This is a genomic window from Rhodococcus sp. YH1 (assembly GCF_009939605.1).
In the GTDB taxonomy this organism is placed as follows: domain Bacteria; phylum Actinomycetota; class Actinomycetes; order Mycobacteriales; family Mycobacteriaceae; genus Rhodococcus; species Rhodococcus aetherivorans.
On record NZ_WVTE01000032.1, the window covers coordinates 1 to 16714 of the forward strand.

General features: G+C 71.9%; 13 protein-coding genes, 1 tRNA gene and 1 pseudogene. 7 read left to right on the forward strand and 8 right to left on the reverse strand.

The window, feature by feature from the left end; translation table 11 throughout:
* The 5 genes from mfd to AIIKEEIJ_RS03525 form a co-directional block, all read right to left on the reverse strand.
* A partial coding sequence (gene mfd / locus AIIKEEIJ_RS03505) for a transcription-repair coupling factor (RefSeq protein ID WP_161994945.1) occupies positions 1–3066 on the reverse strand: 3066 nt, incomplete at its 3' end.
* An 88-nt stretch (positions 3067–3154) separates the two neighbouring features.
* Complete coding sequence (locus tag AIIKEEIJ_RS03510; RefSeq protein WP_006938885.1) at positions 3155–3730, reverse strand: PIN domain-containing protein; 576 nt, start codon at positions 3728–3730, stop codon at positions 3155–3157.
* Positions 3731–3741: 11 nt separating this feature from the next.
* A complete protein-coding gene (locus AIIKEEIJ_RS03515; protein ID WP_006938886.1) occupies positions 3742–4074 on the reverse strand; it encodes a helix-turn-helix domain-containing protein in 333 nt (110 codons plus the stop codon).
* A 44-nt stretch (positions 4075–4118) separates the two neighbouring features.
* Entirely contained in the window at positions 4119–4754 is a 636-nt protein-coding gene (locus AIIKEEIJ_RS03520) for a ScbR family autoregulator-binding transcription factor (RefSeq protein ID WP_029542131.1), read from the reverse strand.
* Positions 4755–4914: 160 nt separating this feature from the next.
* Positions 4915–5508 (reverse strand): TetR/AcrR family transcriptional regulator, encoded by a 594-nt coding sequence (locus tag AIIKEEIJ_RS03525; RefSeq protein WP_037201479.1) that lies wholly within the window; start codon positions 5506–5508, stop codon positions 4915–4917.
* Positions 5509–5742: 234 nt separating this feature from the next.
* Between AIIKEEIJ_RS03525 and AIIKEEIJ_RS03530 the strand changes: the two genes are divergently transcribed.
* The 6 genes and pseudogenes from AIIKEEIJ_RS03530 to AIIKEEIJ_RS03555 all read left to right on the forward strand — a co-directional run bounded on the left by AIIKEEIJ_RS03530 (position 5743) and on the right by AIIKEEIJ_RS03555 (position 12679).
* Positions 5743–5814: transfer RNA gene (locus AIIKEEIJ_RS03530), tRNA-Gln, on the forward strand.
* A 71-nt stretch (positions 5815–5885) separates the two neighbouring features.
* Positions 5886–7364 carry a bifunctional UDP-N-acetylglucosamine diphosphorylase/glucosamine-1-phosphate N-acetyltransferase GlmU gene (glmU, locus tag AIIKEEIJ_RS03535; protein WP_029542129.1) on the forward strand — a complete coding sequence of 493 codons (1479 nt, stop codon included), beginning with the start codon at positions 5886–5888 and terminating at the stop codon, positions 7362–7364.
* Positions 7361–8341, forward strand: a complete 981-nt coding sequence (locus AIIKEEIJ_RS03540; RefSeq protein WP_006938895.1) for a ribose-phosphate diphosphokinase — start codon at positions 7361–7363, stop codon at positions 8339–8341. The genes glmU and AIIKEEIJ_RS03540 overlap by 4 nt, the downstream gene beginning before the upstream one ends.
* Positions 8342–8394: 53 nt before the next feature.
* Positions 8395–9023, forward strand: a pseudogene (locus AIIKEEIJ_RS03545) (DUF2461 domain-containing protein).
* 192 nt (positions 9024–9215) lie between these two features.
* Entirely contained in the window at positions 9216–9884 is a 669-nt protein-coding gene (locus tag AIIKEEIJ_RS03550) for a hypothetical protein (protein WP_006938898.1), read from the forward strand.
* Positions 9885–10120: 236 nt separating this feature from the next.
* A complete protein-coding gene (locus AIIKEEIJ_RS03555) occupies positions 10121–12679 on the forward strand; it encodes a helix-turn-helix transcriptional regulator (RefSeq protein WP_050034784.1) in 2559 nt (852 codons plus the stop codon).
* Between the two features lie 111 nt (positions 12680–12790).
* On the opposite strand, the gene AIIKEEIJ_RS03560 is transcribed toward AIIKEEIJ_RS03555, so the two are convergent.
* Complete coding sequence (locus AIIKEEIJ_RS03560; RefSeq protein ID WP_161994946.1) at positions 12791–13432, reverse strand: methyltransferase domain-containing protein; 642 nt, start codon at positions 13430–13432, stop codon at positions 12791–12793.
* Between the two features lie 54 nt (positions 13433–13486).
* On the opposite strand from AIIKEEIJ_RS03560, the gene AIIKEEIJ_RS03565 reads away from it, so the two are divergent.
* Positions 13487–14746 carry an MFS transporter gene (locus AIIKEEIJ_RS03565; RefSeq protein WP_006938907.1) on the forward strand — a complete coding sequence of 420 codons (1260 nt, stop codon included), beginning with the start codon at positions 13487–13489 and terminating at the stop codon, positions 14744–14746.
* 4 nt (positions 14747–14750) lie between these two features.
* On the opposite strand, the gene AIIKEEIJ_RS03570 is transcribed toward AIIKEEIJ_RS03565, so the two are convergent.
* Both AIIKEEIJ_RS03570 and AIIKEEIJ_RS03575 read right to left on the reverse strand, forming a co-directional pair.
* Entirely contained in the window at positions 14751–15947 is a 1197-nt protein-coding gene (locus AIIKEEIJ_RS03570; protein ID WP_029542117.1) for an MFS transporter, read from the reverse strand.
* 81 nt (positions 15948–16028) lie between these two features.
* Positions 16029–16714 (reverse strand): L-histidine N(alpha)-methyltransferase (locus tag AIIKEEIJ_RS03575; protein WP_161994947.1); only part of this gene is annotated, 686 nt, incomplete at its 5' end.

Here is a 16714-nt window from a genome sequence, read left to right on the forward strand (position 1 = left end):
GACGAGCCGCACGTACAGATCGAACCCGACGCCGGCGACGTGACCGGACTGCTCCGCGCCCAGCACGTTTCCCGCGCCGCGGATCTCGAGGTCCTTCATGGCCACGGCCATGCCCGCACCGAGGTCGGAGTTCTGGGAGATCGTGGCGAGCCGGTCGTACGCCGTCTCGGTCAGCGGCTTCTCCGGCGGATACAGGAAGTACGCGTAACCCCGCTCGCGGGACCGGCCGACGCGCCCGCGCAGCTGATGCAGCTGCGACAGGCCGAGCGAATCGGCGCGTTCGACGATGAGGGTGTTGGCGTTGGAGATGTCCAGGCCCGTTTCGACGATGGTGGTGCACACCAGGACGTCGTACTGACGTTCCCAGAAGCCCTGCACGGTCTTCTCGAGGGTGTCCTCGTTCATCTGCCCGTGCGCGACCGCCACCCGCGCCTCGGGGACGAGGTCACGAATCCGCTTGGCGGCCTTGTCGATCGAGCTGACCCGGTTGTGCACGTAGAACACCTGCCCGTCGCGCAGCAGCTCGCGACGGATGGCGGCGGCGACCTGCTTGTCCGCGTAGGCGCCCACGTAGGTGAGCACCGGGTGCCGCTCCTCGGGCGGGGTGAGGATCGTCGACATCTCGCGGATGCCGGCCATGCTCATCTCCAGGGTGCGCGGAATCGGCGTCGCGGACATGGTCAGCACGTCGACGTGCGTGCGCAGCGCCTTGATGTGCTCCTTGTGCTCGACGCCGAATCGCTGCTCCTCGTCCACGATCACGAGGCCGAGGTCCTTCCAGCGCACGCCGGTCTGCAGCAGCCGGTGGGTGCCGACGACGATGTCGACCGCGCCGTCGGCGAGGGCAGCGATCGTCTCCTTCGACTCGGCGGGATCGGTGAAGCGGCTCAGGCCCTTGACGGTGACGGGGAACGACGCCATCCGCTCCGTGAAGGTCTGCAGGTGCTGTTGCGCCAGCAGCGTGGTGGGCACCAGCACCGCGACCTGCTTGCCGTCCTGCACGGCCTTGAACGCGGCGCGCACCGCGATCTCGGTCTTGCCGTAGCCGACGTCGCCGATGACGACGCGGTCCATCGGGACCGCCTTCTCCATGTCGGCCTTGACCTCGGAGATGACGGTGAGCTGATCCTGGGTCTCGGTGAACGCGAACGCGTCCTCCATCTCCTTCTGCCACGGGGTGTCCGGGGCGAACGCGTGCCCGGGCGCGGCCTGGCGCGCCGCGTACAGCTGCACCAGCTCCCCGGCGATCTCACGAACAGCCTTGCGCGCCTTGCGTTTCGTGTTGGCCCAGTCGGAGCCGCCGAGCTTGCTCAGGGCGGGCATCTCGCCGCCGACGTAGCGGGAGAGCTGATCGAGGGACTCCATCGGCACGAACAGCCGGTCACCCGGCTGCCCGCGTTTGCTCGGGGCGTACTCGATGACCAGGTACTCGCGGCGGGCACCGCCCACGGTCCGTTCCACCATCTCGACGAAACGGCCGATGCCGTGCTGGTCGTGGACCACCATGTCCCCGGCGGTGAGCGCCAGCGGGTCGACCTGGTTGCGACGCTTGACCGGCGTGCGGCGCCCCTCGGCGGCGGTCACCCGGTTGCCCGTGAGGTCGGACTCGGTGACGAGCACCAGGCCGGGCACGTCCGCGCCGTCGCCCGGCAGGACCACGCCGTCGTGCAGCGCGCCGCACAGCACCCCGACCGTGCCGCGCACCGGCTCGGCGCCCGGATCGAGACGCGCGGCGGGCACGTCGTTCTCCTGCAGGCGCTCGAGCACCCGCTGCCCGGTGCCGGCGCCCGCGACGACGATCGCGGCCCGCCCGCCGGTGGTGACGTGCGCGCGCAGGTTCGCGAAGAGCATCGTCAGCAGCTCGTCCGAGCCGCGCACCTCCGGCGCCGGCTGCACGTCGAGCACGACCTCGGTGTCGGCGCCCGACGCCAGCGGGCTCAGCGTCCACCACGGCCGGCCCGCCGCCTCCGCCGTCTCCCGCACCTGGGTCAGCGGCCGGTACGCCGACGCGGCCAGGTCCACGCCCTTCATGTTGGCGGTGTCCAGCGGCGCGGCACCACCGAGCGAGGCCGCGGTCCACGACGCCTCGAGAAACTCCTGACCGGTGCGCATCAGATCCGCCGCGCGGGTGCGCACCTTCTCCGGATCGCACAGCAGCACGTGCGTGCCGGCCGGCACGACGTCGGTCAACAGCTGCAGCTCGCCCGTCTGCAGCACCGGCAGCAGCGCCTCCATGCCCTCGACCGGAATACCGGAGGCCATCTTGTCGAGCATCTCCACCAGCGCCGCATCGGCCGGGTTGTCCTGCGCCAGCCGGGCCGCGCGCTCCTTGACCTGCTCGGTGAGCAGCAGCTCCCGGCAGGGCGGGGCGATGAGGGTGCCCACCTCGAGTTCGGGGATGGACCGCTGGTCGGCGACGGAGAACGGGCGCAGCTCGGTGACCTCGTCGCCCCAGAACTCGACCCGCACCGGATGGTCCGCGGTCGGCGGGAAGACGTCGAGGATGCCGCCGCGCACCGCGAACTCGCCGCGCTTGCCGACCATGTCGGCGCGGGTGTAGGCCAGCTCGACGAGCCGCTCGATCAGCTCGTCGAAGTCGTGCTCCGCGCCGACCCGCAGGGTGACGGGCTCGATGTCGCCCAGACGCGGGGCCATCGGCTGCACCAGCGACCGCACGGTCGCGACGATCACCCGCAGCTCGGGGCCGTAGTCGCGGTCCTCGGGGTGGGCGAGCCGGCGCAGCACCTGCAACCGGCGGCCGACGGTGTCGGCGCTGGGCGAGAGCCGCTCGTGCGGCAGCGTCTCCCACGACGGGAACTGCGCGACGACGTCGCCGAGCATCTCGTGCAGTTCGGCCGTCAGGTCGTCCGCCTCGCGGCCGGTCGCGGTCACCACGAGCAGCGGCGTCTTCGCGGCCAGCGCGGCGGCGACGAACGGCCGGGCCGACGGCGGGGCCACCAGGGCCTGTTCGGCGGTCCCGGCGAGGGCGGCCACACGTTCGAGCTGAGCGTCGGCCAGCGCGATCCGCGCCAATCCGGACAGGGGGGTGACGGACACGTCGGACACGGGAAGGGCGCTCCTGGGTTCGAGAAGAGGACCGTCCGAGTCTATGCGGTGTCCGGTTCGGGCTGCCAGGACCACCGGGGGCGTCCGGTCACGGTCGGACCGGGTCCGCGGCCAGCAGATCGGCGCTGTTGTCGCCGAGATCGCGACGGGCCCACGCGGCCAGCCGGGTCTGCAGGGCGGCGTCGGGGGTCTCCTCGCCGGGCCCGAGCCACCGCCGTCGCGCCATCCGCAGCAGCACGCGCCGGCAACGCTGCGGTTCGGCGTCGAGCACGTACGCGACGAACGCGTCCGGCGTCTGCGGCTCGACCCCGGACCGCTCGAGCGAGCGAGCGAGACCGGCGTCGGTGGTGACGACGACGTCGGCCTGCGCGAACAGCGCCACCGCGGTCAGGTGCGCGTCGCGGGGATCGCTGATGTACGGCACCTCCCGCAGCACCGTGGCCGGCCAGGTCACCCGGGCCTCGGGGAAGGCGGTTTCGAGTTCGGCGAACAGGAAGTCCCGCGCCGGGCGCGACATGTGCGACGGCAGCCGCCGCTCCACCTCGGCGACGATGCCGTCGCTCCAATAGGGCTGGAACAGCGTGTCTTCGGCCAGGGCGAGCAGCACGTCGCGCACGCGTGGCGGCGTCAGCGCCGGCGCGTCGAGTACCGCTCGGATCGGCACGACCGTTCCCCCTAGAAGTCGTCGTCGTAGAGGCCGTCGCGGCGGCTCAGGTCGGCGACGGTGTCCAGGGCCCGGGTCCGGGTCTCGGCGCGCCGCTCGGCGTAGGCGAGGACGTCGGCGCGGCGGATGCGGCGGTGCAGGCCGCGGAACCGGGACGGCAGGGTGCCGTCGTCGACGAGGCGGCCCACATGCCGGCGACCGACGCCGAGCACGTCCGCCGCCTGGGCGGTGGTGAGCATCGCCGGCACCGGGGTGATGGTCACGGCGGCAGCGGCGCCGAGCTCGTCCAGGGTGCGGGCGAGTGCCGCACCGGCCGCGTCCGCGTCGAACGGTCCCAGGGTCACGGCGGCGATCGTGTCAGGCGGAGGCACCGAACGCAATCGCCCAGCTACACCCGCAGCCGGCGCGAGACGAACTGCCGGAAGTACTCGACCTTGTCGGCGGGCACGAGGGCGGGCACCAGCAGGCGCCACATGTTCTCGAGGTGCTCGACGAGCTCGTCCCGACGATTCAGTGCCGCCGCGACCGCGCGAGCCCCGGTCAGGGCCTGCAGCACGAGCAGGCCCACCGCGTCCGGTTCGAGCTCCTCGCTCAGGTCGCCCTCCGCGAGGGCCCGCTTGGCGAGATCCTGCACCGTCGAAAGCCAGATCGCGAAGACCCCTTCCCCGGACCCGCGGTAGTCGCCGATCTCGATCACCAGCCGGAACATGGCGCGCACGATCGGGTCGGCGCGGGACACGTCGACCGTGAGGACCGACAGTTCGATCATGGTTTCGAGGGCGGGGGTCCGGTCGCTGATCGCGCTCAGCCCGGCCGAACCCAGCCGGGCGAAGCCCTCGTCGATGACCGCGCGGGCCAGCTCCTCCTTGGAGGCGAAGTGGAAGTACAGCGCGCCCTTGGTGACACCGGACTGCTGGATGATCTCGTTGAGGCTGGCGTTGGCGTAGCCGAGATTCATGAACACTTCCGCGGCGCCGCGCAACACGGAGTCGCGCGTCACCTCGGCGCGAACCTGCCGGGCCATTCATCCCCCTCGATGCGGGCTCGGCGCCGCCCGGCGACCCGGACGATCGGCGCCGATCGCCGCTCCGCTGGGTACCACGATCACCTCGCAATTGCTCGTCGAGTCGGCTGGGCAACGATACCACCTGGTAGGGGCGCGATCGGGAGTTCGCATCGCCCGGTCAGTCGGTCCCGAGCTGCGGATTCGCCTCCAGATGGGTGAGGCCGTTCCAGCACAGGTTCACCAGGTGGGCGGCCACGACCTCCTTCGACGGGCTGCGCTCGTCCAGCCACCACGTGGCGGCCGTCGCGACCATGCCCACCAGCGCCTGCGCATACAGCGGGGCCAGGTCCGGGTCGAAGCCCCGGCGGGAGAAGTCGCCGGCGAGGATGTGCGCCACCTGCCGCACCGCCTCGTTCAGCAGGGACGAGTACGTGCCCTCCTCCGCGGCGACCGGGGAGTCCCGCACGAGGATGCGGAAGCCGTCGGTGCGTTCCTCGACGTAGGTGAGCAGGGCGAGCGCCACCCGCTCGACCCGGATGCGCGAGCGGTTCTGCGTCAGGCTCGCGCTGATCATCGACATCAGGGTCGACATCTCCCGGTCCACGACCACGGCGTACAGGCCTTCCTTGCCGCCGAAGTGCTCGTAGACCACGGGCTTGGAGACCTGGGCCCGCTGGGCGATCTCCTCGATCGACGCCGCCTCGTAGCCGCGCTCGGCGAAGATCGCCCGCCCGATCTCGATGAGCTGTTCCCGGCGCTGGGTCCCGGTCATCCGGACCCGGGGGCTGCGGTCGGCGTGGTTCTGCGACGGTTTCGACACGTGTACATCCTTTCCGGCACCCGGCCGGACCCTGTGCCACCGGAAAACACCGAGGACGACGCGCGGCGGGTTGCGATCAGCCTATCCGTGGCGGCGACGCGCCCGGCCCCGCGTTCGACTCCGGGTGTGGCGGCATGCGAGGATCACAGACGCATGACCGGGGCGTCGGCGCCGGGAATGCGGCAGTCCGCCGTGGTGTAATCGGCAGCACCTCTGATTTTGGTTCAGATAGTTCAGGTTCGAGTCCTGGCGGCGGAGCGGGGCAGTCGGGGCCGGCGAGCTCCCCTGCCGGTGCCGAACCTGCGCATGTCGAACGTCGAGGGAGCTTCATGCAAGTGCAGACCGCAGTTGTCGTTCTGGCGGCCGGAGCGGGTACGCGAATGCGATCCAAGACCCCGAAGGTGCTGCACACACTCGGGGGTCGCACGATGCTCGCCCATTCGCTGCACGCGGCCGCAGAGCTGGACCCGAGCCACCTGGTGGTGGTCGTCGGGCACGAGCGCGAGCGGGTTTCCGCCGCGACCGCCGAGATCGCCGAGACGCTCGACCGCAAGGTGTCGATCGCGGTCCAGGACCGGCAGCTCGGTACCGGGCACGCGGTGCAGTGCGGGCTCGACGCGCTGCCCGGCGACTTCTCCGGCGTGGTCGTCGTCACCAACGCCGATGTCCCGCTGCTCGACGGCCACACCCTCGAGGCTCTCGAAGCCGAGCACCTCGCCGAACCGGCGCAGTCGGCGGTGACCGTCCTGACGTTCCTCGCCGACGATCCCACCGGGTACGGCCGCATCGTCCGGAACGGCCACGGCGAGATCCGCGAGATCGTCGAGGAGACCGACACCGACGCCGAGCAGGCTGCCATCAACGAGGTCAACGCCGGCATCTACGCCTTCGACGCGAAGTTCCTCCGCAGCGCGCTGACCCGGCTGCGGGCCCACAATGCGCAGGGCGAGCTGTACCTGACGGACGTCGTCACGATCGCCCGGGAGGACGGCCTGCCGGTGTTCGCCGCCCAGCTCGCCGACCCGATGAAGGTCGCGGGCGCGAACGACCGGGTGCAGCTCGCGGCGCTCGCCGCGCAGTTGAACCGGCGCACCCTCGAGCACTGGATGCGGGCGGGTGTGACCGTGATCGACCCGTCCAGCACGTGGGTGGACGTCGACGTCGTCCTCGCCCGGGACGTGACCCTGCACCCCGGGGTGCAGCTGCACGGCCGGACCGTGGTCGACGAGGACGCGGTGATCGGCCCGGACACCACGCTGACGAACGTGCGGATCGGCGCCGGGGCGTCGGTCGTGCGCACCCACGGGTCGGACTCCGTGATCGGCGAGGGCGCGACCGTCGGGCCGTTCGCCTACCTGCGGCCGGGCACCGACCTCGGCGAGTCCGGCAAGATCGGCACGTTCGTGGAGACCAAGAACGCCGAGATCGGGCCGCACTCGAAGGTGCCGCATCTGACCTACGTCGGCGACGCCACCATCGGCGAGTACTCGAACATCGGGGCCTCGAGCGTGTTCGTCAACTACGACGGCGTGCACAAGTCGCGCACGGTCGTCGGATCCCACGTCCGGACCGGGTCGGACACCATGTTCGTGGCCCCCGTGACGGTCGGCGACGGAGCTTACACCGGCGCCGGCACGGTCCTGCGCCGCAACGTTCCGCCGGGGGCGCTTGCGGTGTCGGGTGCGCCACAGCGCAATATTGAAGGCTGGGTCCAGCGAAACCGACCCGGGACCCCCGCGGCCGAGGCAGCGTCTGCAGCACGGCAGCAGCAAGAGATCGAACGGCATAAGGACGGCCAGGACCAGTGACCTCCAATTGGATCGACAACCAGAAGAACTTGATGCTCTTCTCCGGCCGGGCCCACCCCGAGCTGGCCGAGCAGGTGGCGAAGGAGCTCGACGTCCAGGTCACCCCGCAGACCGCGCGTGACTTCGCCAACGGCGAGATCTTCGTGCGGTTCGAGGAGTCCGTGCGCGGCTCCGACGCGTTCGTGCTGCAGAGCCACCCGTTCCCGCTCAACCAGTGGGTGATGGAACAGCTCATCATGATCGATGCGCTCAAGCGAGGCTCGGCCAAGCGCATCACCGCCGTCCTGCCGTTCTACCCGTACGCCCGCCAGGACAAGAAGCACCGCGGCCGTGAGCCCATCTCCGCCCGCCTGATCGCCGATCTGCTCAAGACCGCCGGCGCGGACCGCATCATCACCGTCGATCTGCACACCGACCAGATCCAGGGCTTCTTCGACGGCCCGGTCGACCACATGCACGCCCAGGGCCAGCTCGCCGAGTACATCCGCGACAGGTACGGCGTCGAGAACATCGCCGTGGTCTCCCCCGACTCCGGCCGCGTCCGCGTCGCCGAGAAGTGGGCCGACACCCTCGGGGGCGCCCCGCTGGCGTTCATCCACAAGACCCGCGACCCGCTGGTCCCGAACCAGGTCAAGTCCAACCGCGTGGTCGGTGAGGTCGAGGGCCGCACCTGCATCCTCATCGACGACATGATCGACACCGGCGGCACCATCGCCGGGGCCGTGAAGATCCTGAAGGAGGCCGGCGCGGGCGACGTCGTCATCGCCGCCACCCACGGCGTGCTCTCGCACCCCGCCTCCGAGCGCCTCGCCGCGTGCGGTGCCGAGGAGGTCATCGTCACCAACACGCTGCCGATCGACGACGAGAAGCGGTTCCCGACGCTCACCGTCCTGTCGATCGCGCCGCTGCTCGCGCGCACCATCCAGGAGGTGTTCGAGAACGGCTCGGTGACGTCGCTGTTCAACGGTTCCGCGTAGTCGCGGAAGGCGGTGTACTTTCGGACCGTCACCGGACCGAAAGGACACCCGGCATGTTCACCGGCTTCCCCGTTGCCGCCCTCGACTTCTACGAAGACCTCGAGGCGGACAACAGCAAGCCGTTCTGGGCCGCGCACAAGGCCGTCTACGACGACTGCGTGCGCGGCCCGATGCTTGCCCTGCTCGCGGAACTCGAACCGGAGTTCGGCCCGGGCAAGGCGTTTCGTCCGCATCGCGACGTCCGCTTCAGCGCGGACAAGTCGCCGTACAAGACTCATCAGGGCGGATTCGTGCAGACCGGGCCCGGCGTCGGTTCTACGTGCAGATCGACGCCGCCGGGCTGCGGATCGCCGGCGGCTTCTACGCGGGCTCGTCCGCACAGGTCTCCGCATACCGTGCCACCGTGGACGATTCGCGCCACGGCCCCCGGCTCGAGACGCTCGTGCGGCGGCTGCGCCGGGCCGGGTACGAGATCGGTGGCGAACGGCTGAAGACCCGTCCGCGCGGCGTCGCGGAGGACCACCCCCGTCTCGACCTGCTGCGGCACAAGTCCCTCACCGCCGCGCGGGAGCACCCGTCGCCCGAGTGGCTCGACACGCCGCGCACCCTCGACGAGGTGCGCACCGCGTGGCGCGACGTCCGGCCGCTCGTGGAGTGGCTGACCGCCGCCACCGCCGCCTGAAAAGCGTTCGCATCGCGGTCGATTCCGAGCCCCCTCGGCAAACCGATCGGTATGGAAAGTCGTGTGGCACAAGACTTTGCCGCCCGGACGCCGACGGTTAACATGATCTTCATCACTCCCACATCCCTCAGCCGCAGGTCGTGCAGGACCCCCCCGACCGACCGGGCCGGCTTTGACTTAAGGTGGCTCCTCGTGATCGACGCTCAAACCCTCGAGGCCCCCACCGAAAACGCGAAACTCGAGACCGTCCGGCGGTGGAGGCCGGGAGCCTGCGTCTGGTGCGGCGACACCGATTCCGTCGAGGAGTTCCGCAACGAACCCCGTTGCGCCACTTGCCGCACGCACGAGTCGATCATCGACGAGGCGCGCAAGTTCGTCGGCATGTACGGCCTGCGTCCCATCGGCGGCACCCTGCAGTCGGACGACGAGGAGGAGTACGAGCACCGCAAGGCCGCCCGCGACTCACGCCGCGTCCTCAACGACATCCGGCTCGCCGAACAGCCCGACCCCGCCCTCGTCCGCAAGGCCCTGCGCCCCCGCGCCGCCGCCGTCGTCGCCGAGACCGCCCCGGCGCGCCGGACCGCCACGCCGCGCACGTCCTCGTCGCGCCCGTCGCAGCGCGCCGCCTCCGAGCCGGCCCCCGCGCCGGTGCGCACCGGCGCCGTCGACGTCGACGAGATCCAGAACCGCGCCCTCGCGCTGCTCGACCAGCTCTCCGCGATCGACGCGCAGCTCGCCCTCGTCGCCGAGCAGTCCGGCCTCGCCGCCCGCGCCCGCCGCGGTGACCTCGAGAAGCAGAAGGCCACCGTCCTGCGCACCCTGGCTGCCCTGGAGAAGGCCCGGCTCAGCGCCACCCGATAGGGAACTTCTCGCCCCGAGGGGGAGGTTGTCGCGGCATCGTTCGAGTGCCGCAGTCGACAACCTCCCCCTCGTCGCATATATCACCTGGTGGGACTACGCATACCGGACATCCCTCCCCTCGATCCGTAAGAGACCAGGTAGTCTGCCCGTGCCGAAGGGTCTGTCGGGGACACCGGGGTATCGGTGGAGACCGCACATGCAGGCTTGCGTGGACCGACCGATCGAGAGGAGTTGCCGTGAGTGTCCCCGGCGCCGGCCGTACGGGGGTACCGACGTGGCGGGCGCTGGCCACCGCGCTGCCCCGTCCTCGCCTGTTCGAGATGCTCGACCGCGGGTCTGCGCTGACGGTGGTCCACGCACCGGACGGGTTCGGCAAGAGCACGCTGCTCGCCACGTGGCTGCACGGCGGCGGCGTACCCGGGCGCGACGTCGCGTGGGTGCCGGCGGTGACGGACGACGGGACACCGGACCGCATCTGGTCCGACGCGTGCGCGGTGCTGGGCGACCATGTCGTGGCCGGCGACCCGGTCGACCGGCTCGCCTCGACCCTCGGCGGAACGCCGTCCCTGCTCGTCCTCGACGGGCTCCCCGGCACCGCCCTCGACGACCTGCTGCCGACGATCCGGCAGCTGCTGGATCGCTGCCCGTCCGTGGACGTCGCCGTCTGTCTTCGCGGCAGCACCACGTCCGCCATCGTGGCCGCGGCGGGCCTCGACTGCACGTTCGTCTCCGCCCACGACCTCCGGTTCACGCCCCGGGAGACGGCGGAACTCTTCCGCGCCGCCGGGGTGGAACTCGGGATCGACGAGTACGGCGACCTGTGCCGCGCCCTGGGCGGGCTGCCCCAGCTGATCTCGGGCGCCCTGAACGTCGCCCGGCTGCACCGGGGCGCACCGGTCGACGAGGAGGGCCGGCCGTCCCCCGACCTGGCCGTCGCCATCGCCGGGTTCGCGTCCGGTCTGCTCGACACGCTCACCGCCGAGGAACGGGCGTTCGCGATGTGCGTCGTCGCCGCCCGCGATCTCGACGCGGAACTCGCCGCCGAGCTCACCGGCCGGCCCGAGCCGGCCGCGCTGCTCGACCGTCTCGAGGCGCGAGGCCTGCTCGTCGTCGACGAGGCGGACGAGACACGGACGTGGTCGTGGCCGTCGGCCCTGCGGTCGGCGGTACTGGAACAGGCCCGGCAGGAGGAGCCCGCACGGGTCGACGAGCTGATGACCTTTCTCGCGCGCCTGCACCGGGATGCGGGCCGGCCGGCGCAGGCCGCGGTGTACGCGGCCGAGGCTCGCAACTGGACGATGGCCGCGGGCATCGTGGAGCGCAGCTGGGGCGAGATGGTCTCCGAGCACCTGGAGGTGCTCATCCTCGTGTTGCGGACGATCCCGGAGGACTTCCTGGAGGACTATCCGGCGGTGCTCGCCGGACGGGCGCTGTTCGTGCAGATGCTCGCCGATCACCCCATCCTGCGGGCGTCGCTTCCGAGCGAACCCGACGAGCTGCACACGCTCGGCGCCGGGCCGGACGCCGCGAACGTCCTGCACCTGGCGACGGTGCAGTCGCTCGCGCTGCGTGTCGCCGGGGACTTCGTCCAGGGCGCCGACTGCACGCGACGGCTCGAGCCGCTGGTACAGAGCATGCTCCTGCACCAGCCGGACAACATCACCCCGCAGCTGCCGCTGCTGCGGGTCCAGTGGGCGATCACCTTCCAGCTCGTCGCGGAGCTGGCCGAATCCAACCGGCAGTTCGAACTGGCCTACCGCGGCGGTGTCGCCGCGGACACCCCCTACATCGTCCAGAACGCCGCGGGCAGCTCGGCGCTCAACTGGGCTCTGGTCGGCGACGTCCCGCGCGCCCGCCGGTGGCTCGACCGGGAGGCGACGACGGAACCGTCCGACGGGCTCTTCGGCGAACTCGTCAAGGTCGGCGGCCGGGTCGCCGCGGCCCTGACCCATCTCGACGCGCTCGACGTGGGCGCGGCCGAGTCGATGATCGAGCTGCTCGGCGCGCCCAGCGATCGGGAGGAGCTGTGGGGGTTCGTCGCCTACGCCCACGCCCAGCACGCCCTGCTCACCCTCGAGGCGTACGCGGGTCTGACGTGGTTGCACCACACCGTCGCCGGCCACGCCCACCGGCACGGCGACGGCGCATTCTCCCGGACGCTGCTCACCGCGACGGAGATCGACCTGCACCTGGCTCTCGGCAACGGCAACCTGGCCCGCGCCGTGGCGGACCAGGAGCCCCGGCACCATCCGATACTCGTCGTCTCCGACGCGCGGGTGGATCTGCTCGGTGGGAGTCCCGACCGGGCCGCCAAGAAGCTCGCGCGGGTGTCGTGGCCGGACTGCGGATTCCCGCGGGCCCATCTCGAGGCGTTGCTGCTGGACGCCGCCGCGCAGCTCGATCTCGGCAATCCCCGGTCCGCGATCGTGTGCTGGGAGCGCGCCTGCACGCTCGCCCGGACGCTCGGCAATCGGCGCGCCTTCACGACCGTGCCGGACCGGCATCGGCGAGAGCTCGTCGAGCGCAGCGGTATTGCGGTGCCGGGCGGTTCCGTCGAGGCGGTGTTCCCGGACGAGGTCGTGCGGGTCGAGCTGTCCCCGCGGGAGAGGCGGGTGCTCGCGTTGCTGGCCGACGGATCACCGCAGAGCGAGATCGCCCGGCTCCTGTTCGTCTCCCCGAACACGGTCAAGACGCAGCTGCGCAGCATCTACCGCAAGCTCGAGGTCCACACCCGGGTCGAGGCCATCACCCGGGCGCGGGAGCTGCGGCTGCTGCCGGTGACCGGTGAGCTCTAGGCGCGCTTCCGCGGCCCTTTCCGGCGCCGACGTCCCCTCCCGAACCGAGCGAATGTATCGCTCATCTCCGCAGATCGACGCGATGGCACGTTCGCTCGGCTCGGGAGGAGGTCACGCCGGTTTGTGGGCGAGCACCCGGAACACGATGCCCATCCGCCCGGTGCGGTGCACGTCGTCGACCACGAGGCCGGCCTCGGTGAGATAGGGGACGGGGTCGCGGAGCAGGTGGTCGGCGCCGAAGCGGATGCTGAGCGGCTCGATGCCCCGTTGCAGGGCGCGCAGCGCCCGGTTCGTCGACGGCCCGTGCTCGGCGAGGACGACGCGGCCGCCGGGGACGAGCACGCGGTGCGCCTCGGCGGCGACGCGGGCCGGGTCGGGCACGGTGCAGAACGTGAAGGTCGAGAGCACGGTGTCGGCGCTCGCGTCGGGCAGATCGAGGGCCTGGACGTCGCCCTCCCGCAGTTCGACGCGCGGATCGGCGGCGGCCTTCGCCCGGGCGAGTTCGAGCATCCTCGGTGAGATGTCGATGCCGACGACGTGCTCGACCTCCGGCCCGTAGAGGGGAAGGTTGAGCCCGGTGCCGACGGCGAGTTCGACGACGCGGCCGCGGGCCTGCGCGGCCGCCCAGTGCCGGGCCGGCCCGAGGATCAGCCGCTCGACCAGGCCCATGCCGCGGTCGTAGTTCTTCGACATCTCGTCGAAGATCCGCGATACGCGGGCGTTCTCGTTCTCGACCTTCTCCGAATCGGTCACCGTGTCTCCTTACCGCCGGGTCACCGCCGACGTTACCGGCGTACCCTCCCGGCTGTGACCGAACCGATCCCGGAACAGCGCCGCGTCCTGACCGTGCTGGTGGCCGCGCAGATCCTCAGCGGTGCGGGCCTGGCCGCCGGCGTGACCGTCGGCGCGCTCCTCGCGCAGGACATGCTGGGCAGCACGAGTCTCGCCGGGGTGCCGAGCGCCCTGTTCACGATCGGGTCGGCGGCCGCGGCCGTCGCCGTGGGGCGGATCTCGCAGCGCGCCGGGCGCCGTGGGGGCCTGACGTTCGGCTACACCACGGGCGCGATCGGCAGCGCGGGGGTGGTGGCCGCGGCGGCGCTCGACACCGCGGTGCTGCTGTTCGCGGCCCTGTTCGTCTACGGCGCGGGCACGGCGACGAGCCTGCAGGCGCGCTACGCGGGCGCCGACCTGGCCGCCCCGGCGCGGCGCGGCCGCGCCGTGAGCACGGTGCTGGTGGCGACGACCCTCGGGGCGGTGGTGGGCCCGAACCTGACCACCGTGATGGGCGACGCCGCCGAATCGTGGGGCATTCCCCGGCTGTCCGGGCCGTTCGTGCTCTCCGGCGTCGCCTACGGTCTCGCCGCCGTCGTCCTGTGGGTGCTGCTGCGCCCGGACCCGCTCCTGCTCGCCCGCAGCCGCGCCGCCGCGGAAACCCTGAGCGGCACCGTCGGCGAGGATCCGGCGCCGGCCGGCGACCCGCCGGCGCCGGGCCGGCCGTGGACGCCCGCGGTGACCGCCGGGGTCGTGGTCATGATCGTGACGCAGCTCGTGATGGTGGCGGTGATGACGATGACGCCGATCCACATGCGCGACCACGGGCACGACGTCGGCGCGACGGGCGTGGTCATCGCGATCCACGTTGCGGCGATGTTCCTGCCCTCACCGATCGCGGGGATGCTCGTGGACCGGGTCGGGCCCTACCGGGTCGCGGCCGCCGCGGGACTCGTCCTGCTGGCCTCCGGGGTGTCCGCGGCGCTGGCCCCGCCGCACTCGGTGGCGGCGCTCGCGTTCGCGCTGGGCCTGCTCGGCTTCGGGTGGAGCCTGGGCCTGGTGAGCGGCACCGCGCTCGTCACCGATGCGGTGCCGCTCGAGTCCCGCGCGGCCACGCAGGGCACCGCGGACCTGTTCGTCGCACTCGCCGGGGCGGGCGGCGGCCTGGGTTCCGGGCTCGTCGTCGCGGCGGCCGGGTTCCCCGCCCTGGCGCTGACCGGTGCGGCGGTGTCGCTGGTGATCCTTCCGGTCCTGGCGCGACGGTCCGCACACGTCGCGCAGTCCGCCGTCCACTAGCACCTCAGGCCGGCACGGCGACGGCTCGTCGCGCCACCCGCAGGTCCGCGACCCACACCAGGGCGGTCACGACGGCCGCCGCCACCCCGAACACGCACACCCCGGTCCAGCCGGCGCTCGTCCACGCGACCGCGCCGAGCGCCGAACCGGCAGCGGCGCCGATGAAGTACGTCGTCATGTACACCGCGTTGATGCGGGAACGCGCCGCGGGCGCCAGCGCGTAGACGATGTTCTGGTTGCTGATGTGGATGGCCTGCAGCGCCAGGTCGATCGCGACCATCCCGATCAGGAACCACGCCAGCGAGTACGCGCCGGCGCCCAGCGCGGCCCAGGACGCGACGAGCACCGCCGCGCCGGCGCCCGAGGTGAGCTGCGCGAGCCCGCGATCGGCGAGGCGGCCGGTGAGGTTGGCCATCACCGCGCCGGCGACCCCGGCCAGGCCCACCAGTCCGATCTGCACCTCGTCGAAACCGTAGGGTTCGCCGGCCAGCAGGAACGCCATCGTCGAGAACAGGGCGCTCACGGACGCGAACGACAGGGCGCCGAGCAGCGACCGGGTGCGCAGCCGCGGCTGGGTGCGCACGAGGGTCCCGAGCGAACGCAGCGTGGTCCCGTAACCGATGCGCTCGGCGGGTCGCGACGTCGGCAGCACCCGCCACAGGGCCAGCGCGACCACGACCATCACGGCGGCGCTCACCCGGTAGACGGTGGCCCACCCGCCGACGCCGGCGAGGAGCCCGGCGACGCTTCGGGCGAGCAGGATGCCGAGCACCAACCCGCTCATCACCGTCCCGACGGCCTGGCCGCTGCGCTCCGGTGTGGCCAGGGTCGCGGCGAACGGCACCAGCACCTGCGCGGCCACCGAGAACAGCCCTGCGATCGCCGTGCCGACGGCCAGCACCGCGATGTCCGGGGCGAAGCCGCTGATTGCCTGGCCGGCCGCGGCGGCGAGCATGAGCCCCACCGTGAGGCGGCGCTTGTCGAACATGTCACCGAGCGGCACCAGGAACAGCAGGCCGAGGCCGTAGGAGACCTGGGCGATGGTGACGGTGGCTGCGGCGGCGGAGTGGGAGGTGCCCAGGGCGGCGGCGATCGAGTCGAGCAGGGGCTGGTTGAAGTAGTTGCCGCCCACGCACAAACCGGTGGCCGCCGCCATCAGCAGCAGCACGGGGGTGGTCAGCACGGGCCGGGTCGACGTCACGTCTGCCAGCCTCGCGCGGCCGGGCCGGTGCTGTCCAACCGGCTTCCTGCCGTCGGCGGCCCGGGACCGCCGACGCGCGGCTCAGGCGCGGCTCGCGCCGATCAGCGCGAACCTCCCGTCGGGATCGATCCACTCGCGCCGGACGACGAACCCGGCCTCGGTCAGTTCACGGCCCATCCCGTCGAGACGGAACTTGGCGGAGATCTCGGTGCGCAGCTGCTCACCCGCCGCGAAGGAGATCTCGAGATCCAGCCCGGGAATTCGGACGGTCATGGGCTCGGTGGCCTCGAGCCGCATCTCGATCCATTCGTTGATCGGGTCCCACACGGCGACGTGCCGGAACTTCCCGGGTTCGAAGTCCGCACCGAGCCGGTTGTTGAGCACGTTCAGCACGTTGCGGTCGAATTCCGCGGTGATCCCGGCCGCGTCGTCGTAGGCCGGCACGAGCACGTCCGGGTCGGTGACGAGGCCGATGCCGAGAAGCAGCCACTCCCCCGGCTCGAGCACGGCGGCGAGATCGGTGAGGAACGCGGCGCGCTCGGCGGGCGCCAGGTTGCCGATGGTGCCGCCGAGGAACGCGATCATGCGGCGTCCGCCGCCGGGCAGGTGCGCGAGCGAGCCGGTGAAGTCTCCGACGACGCCCCGCACCGTCAGGTCCGGGTACTCGGCCGAGAGCCGGGTCACCGCGGGCTGCAGGGCGGCCTCCGACACGTCCTGCGGTACGTACGTATGGATGTACGGTTGCAGCGCGTCGAGCAGGATCTCCG

Bases quoted from the DNA above. Each gene is read 5' to 3' on its own strand.
- AIIKEEIJ_RS03525 (WP_037201479.1), bottom strand. From the start codon at position 5,508: ATGACCGGGACCCAGCGCCGGGAACAGCTCATCGAGATCGGGCGGGCG.
- glmU (WP_029542129.1), top strand. From the start codon at position 5,886: ATGCAAGTGCAGACCGCAGTTGTCGTTCTGGCGGCCGGAGCGGGTACG.
- AIIKEEIJ_RS03520 (WP_029542131.1), bottom strand. From the start codon at position 4,754: ATGGCCCGGCAGGTTCGCGCCGAGGTGACGCGCGACTCCGTGTTGCGC.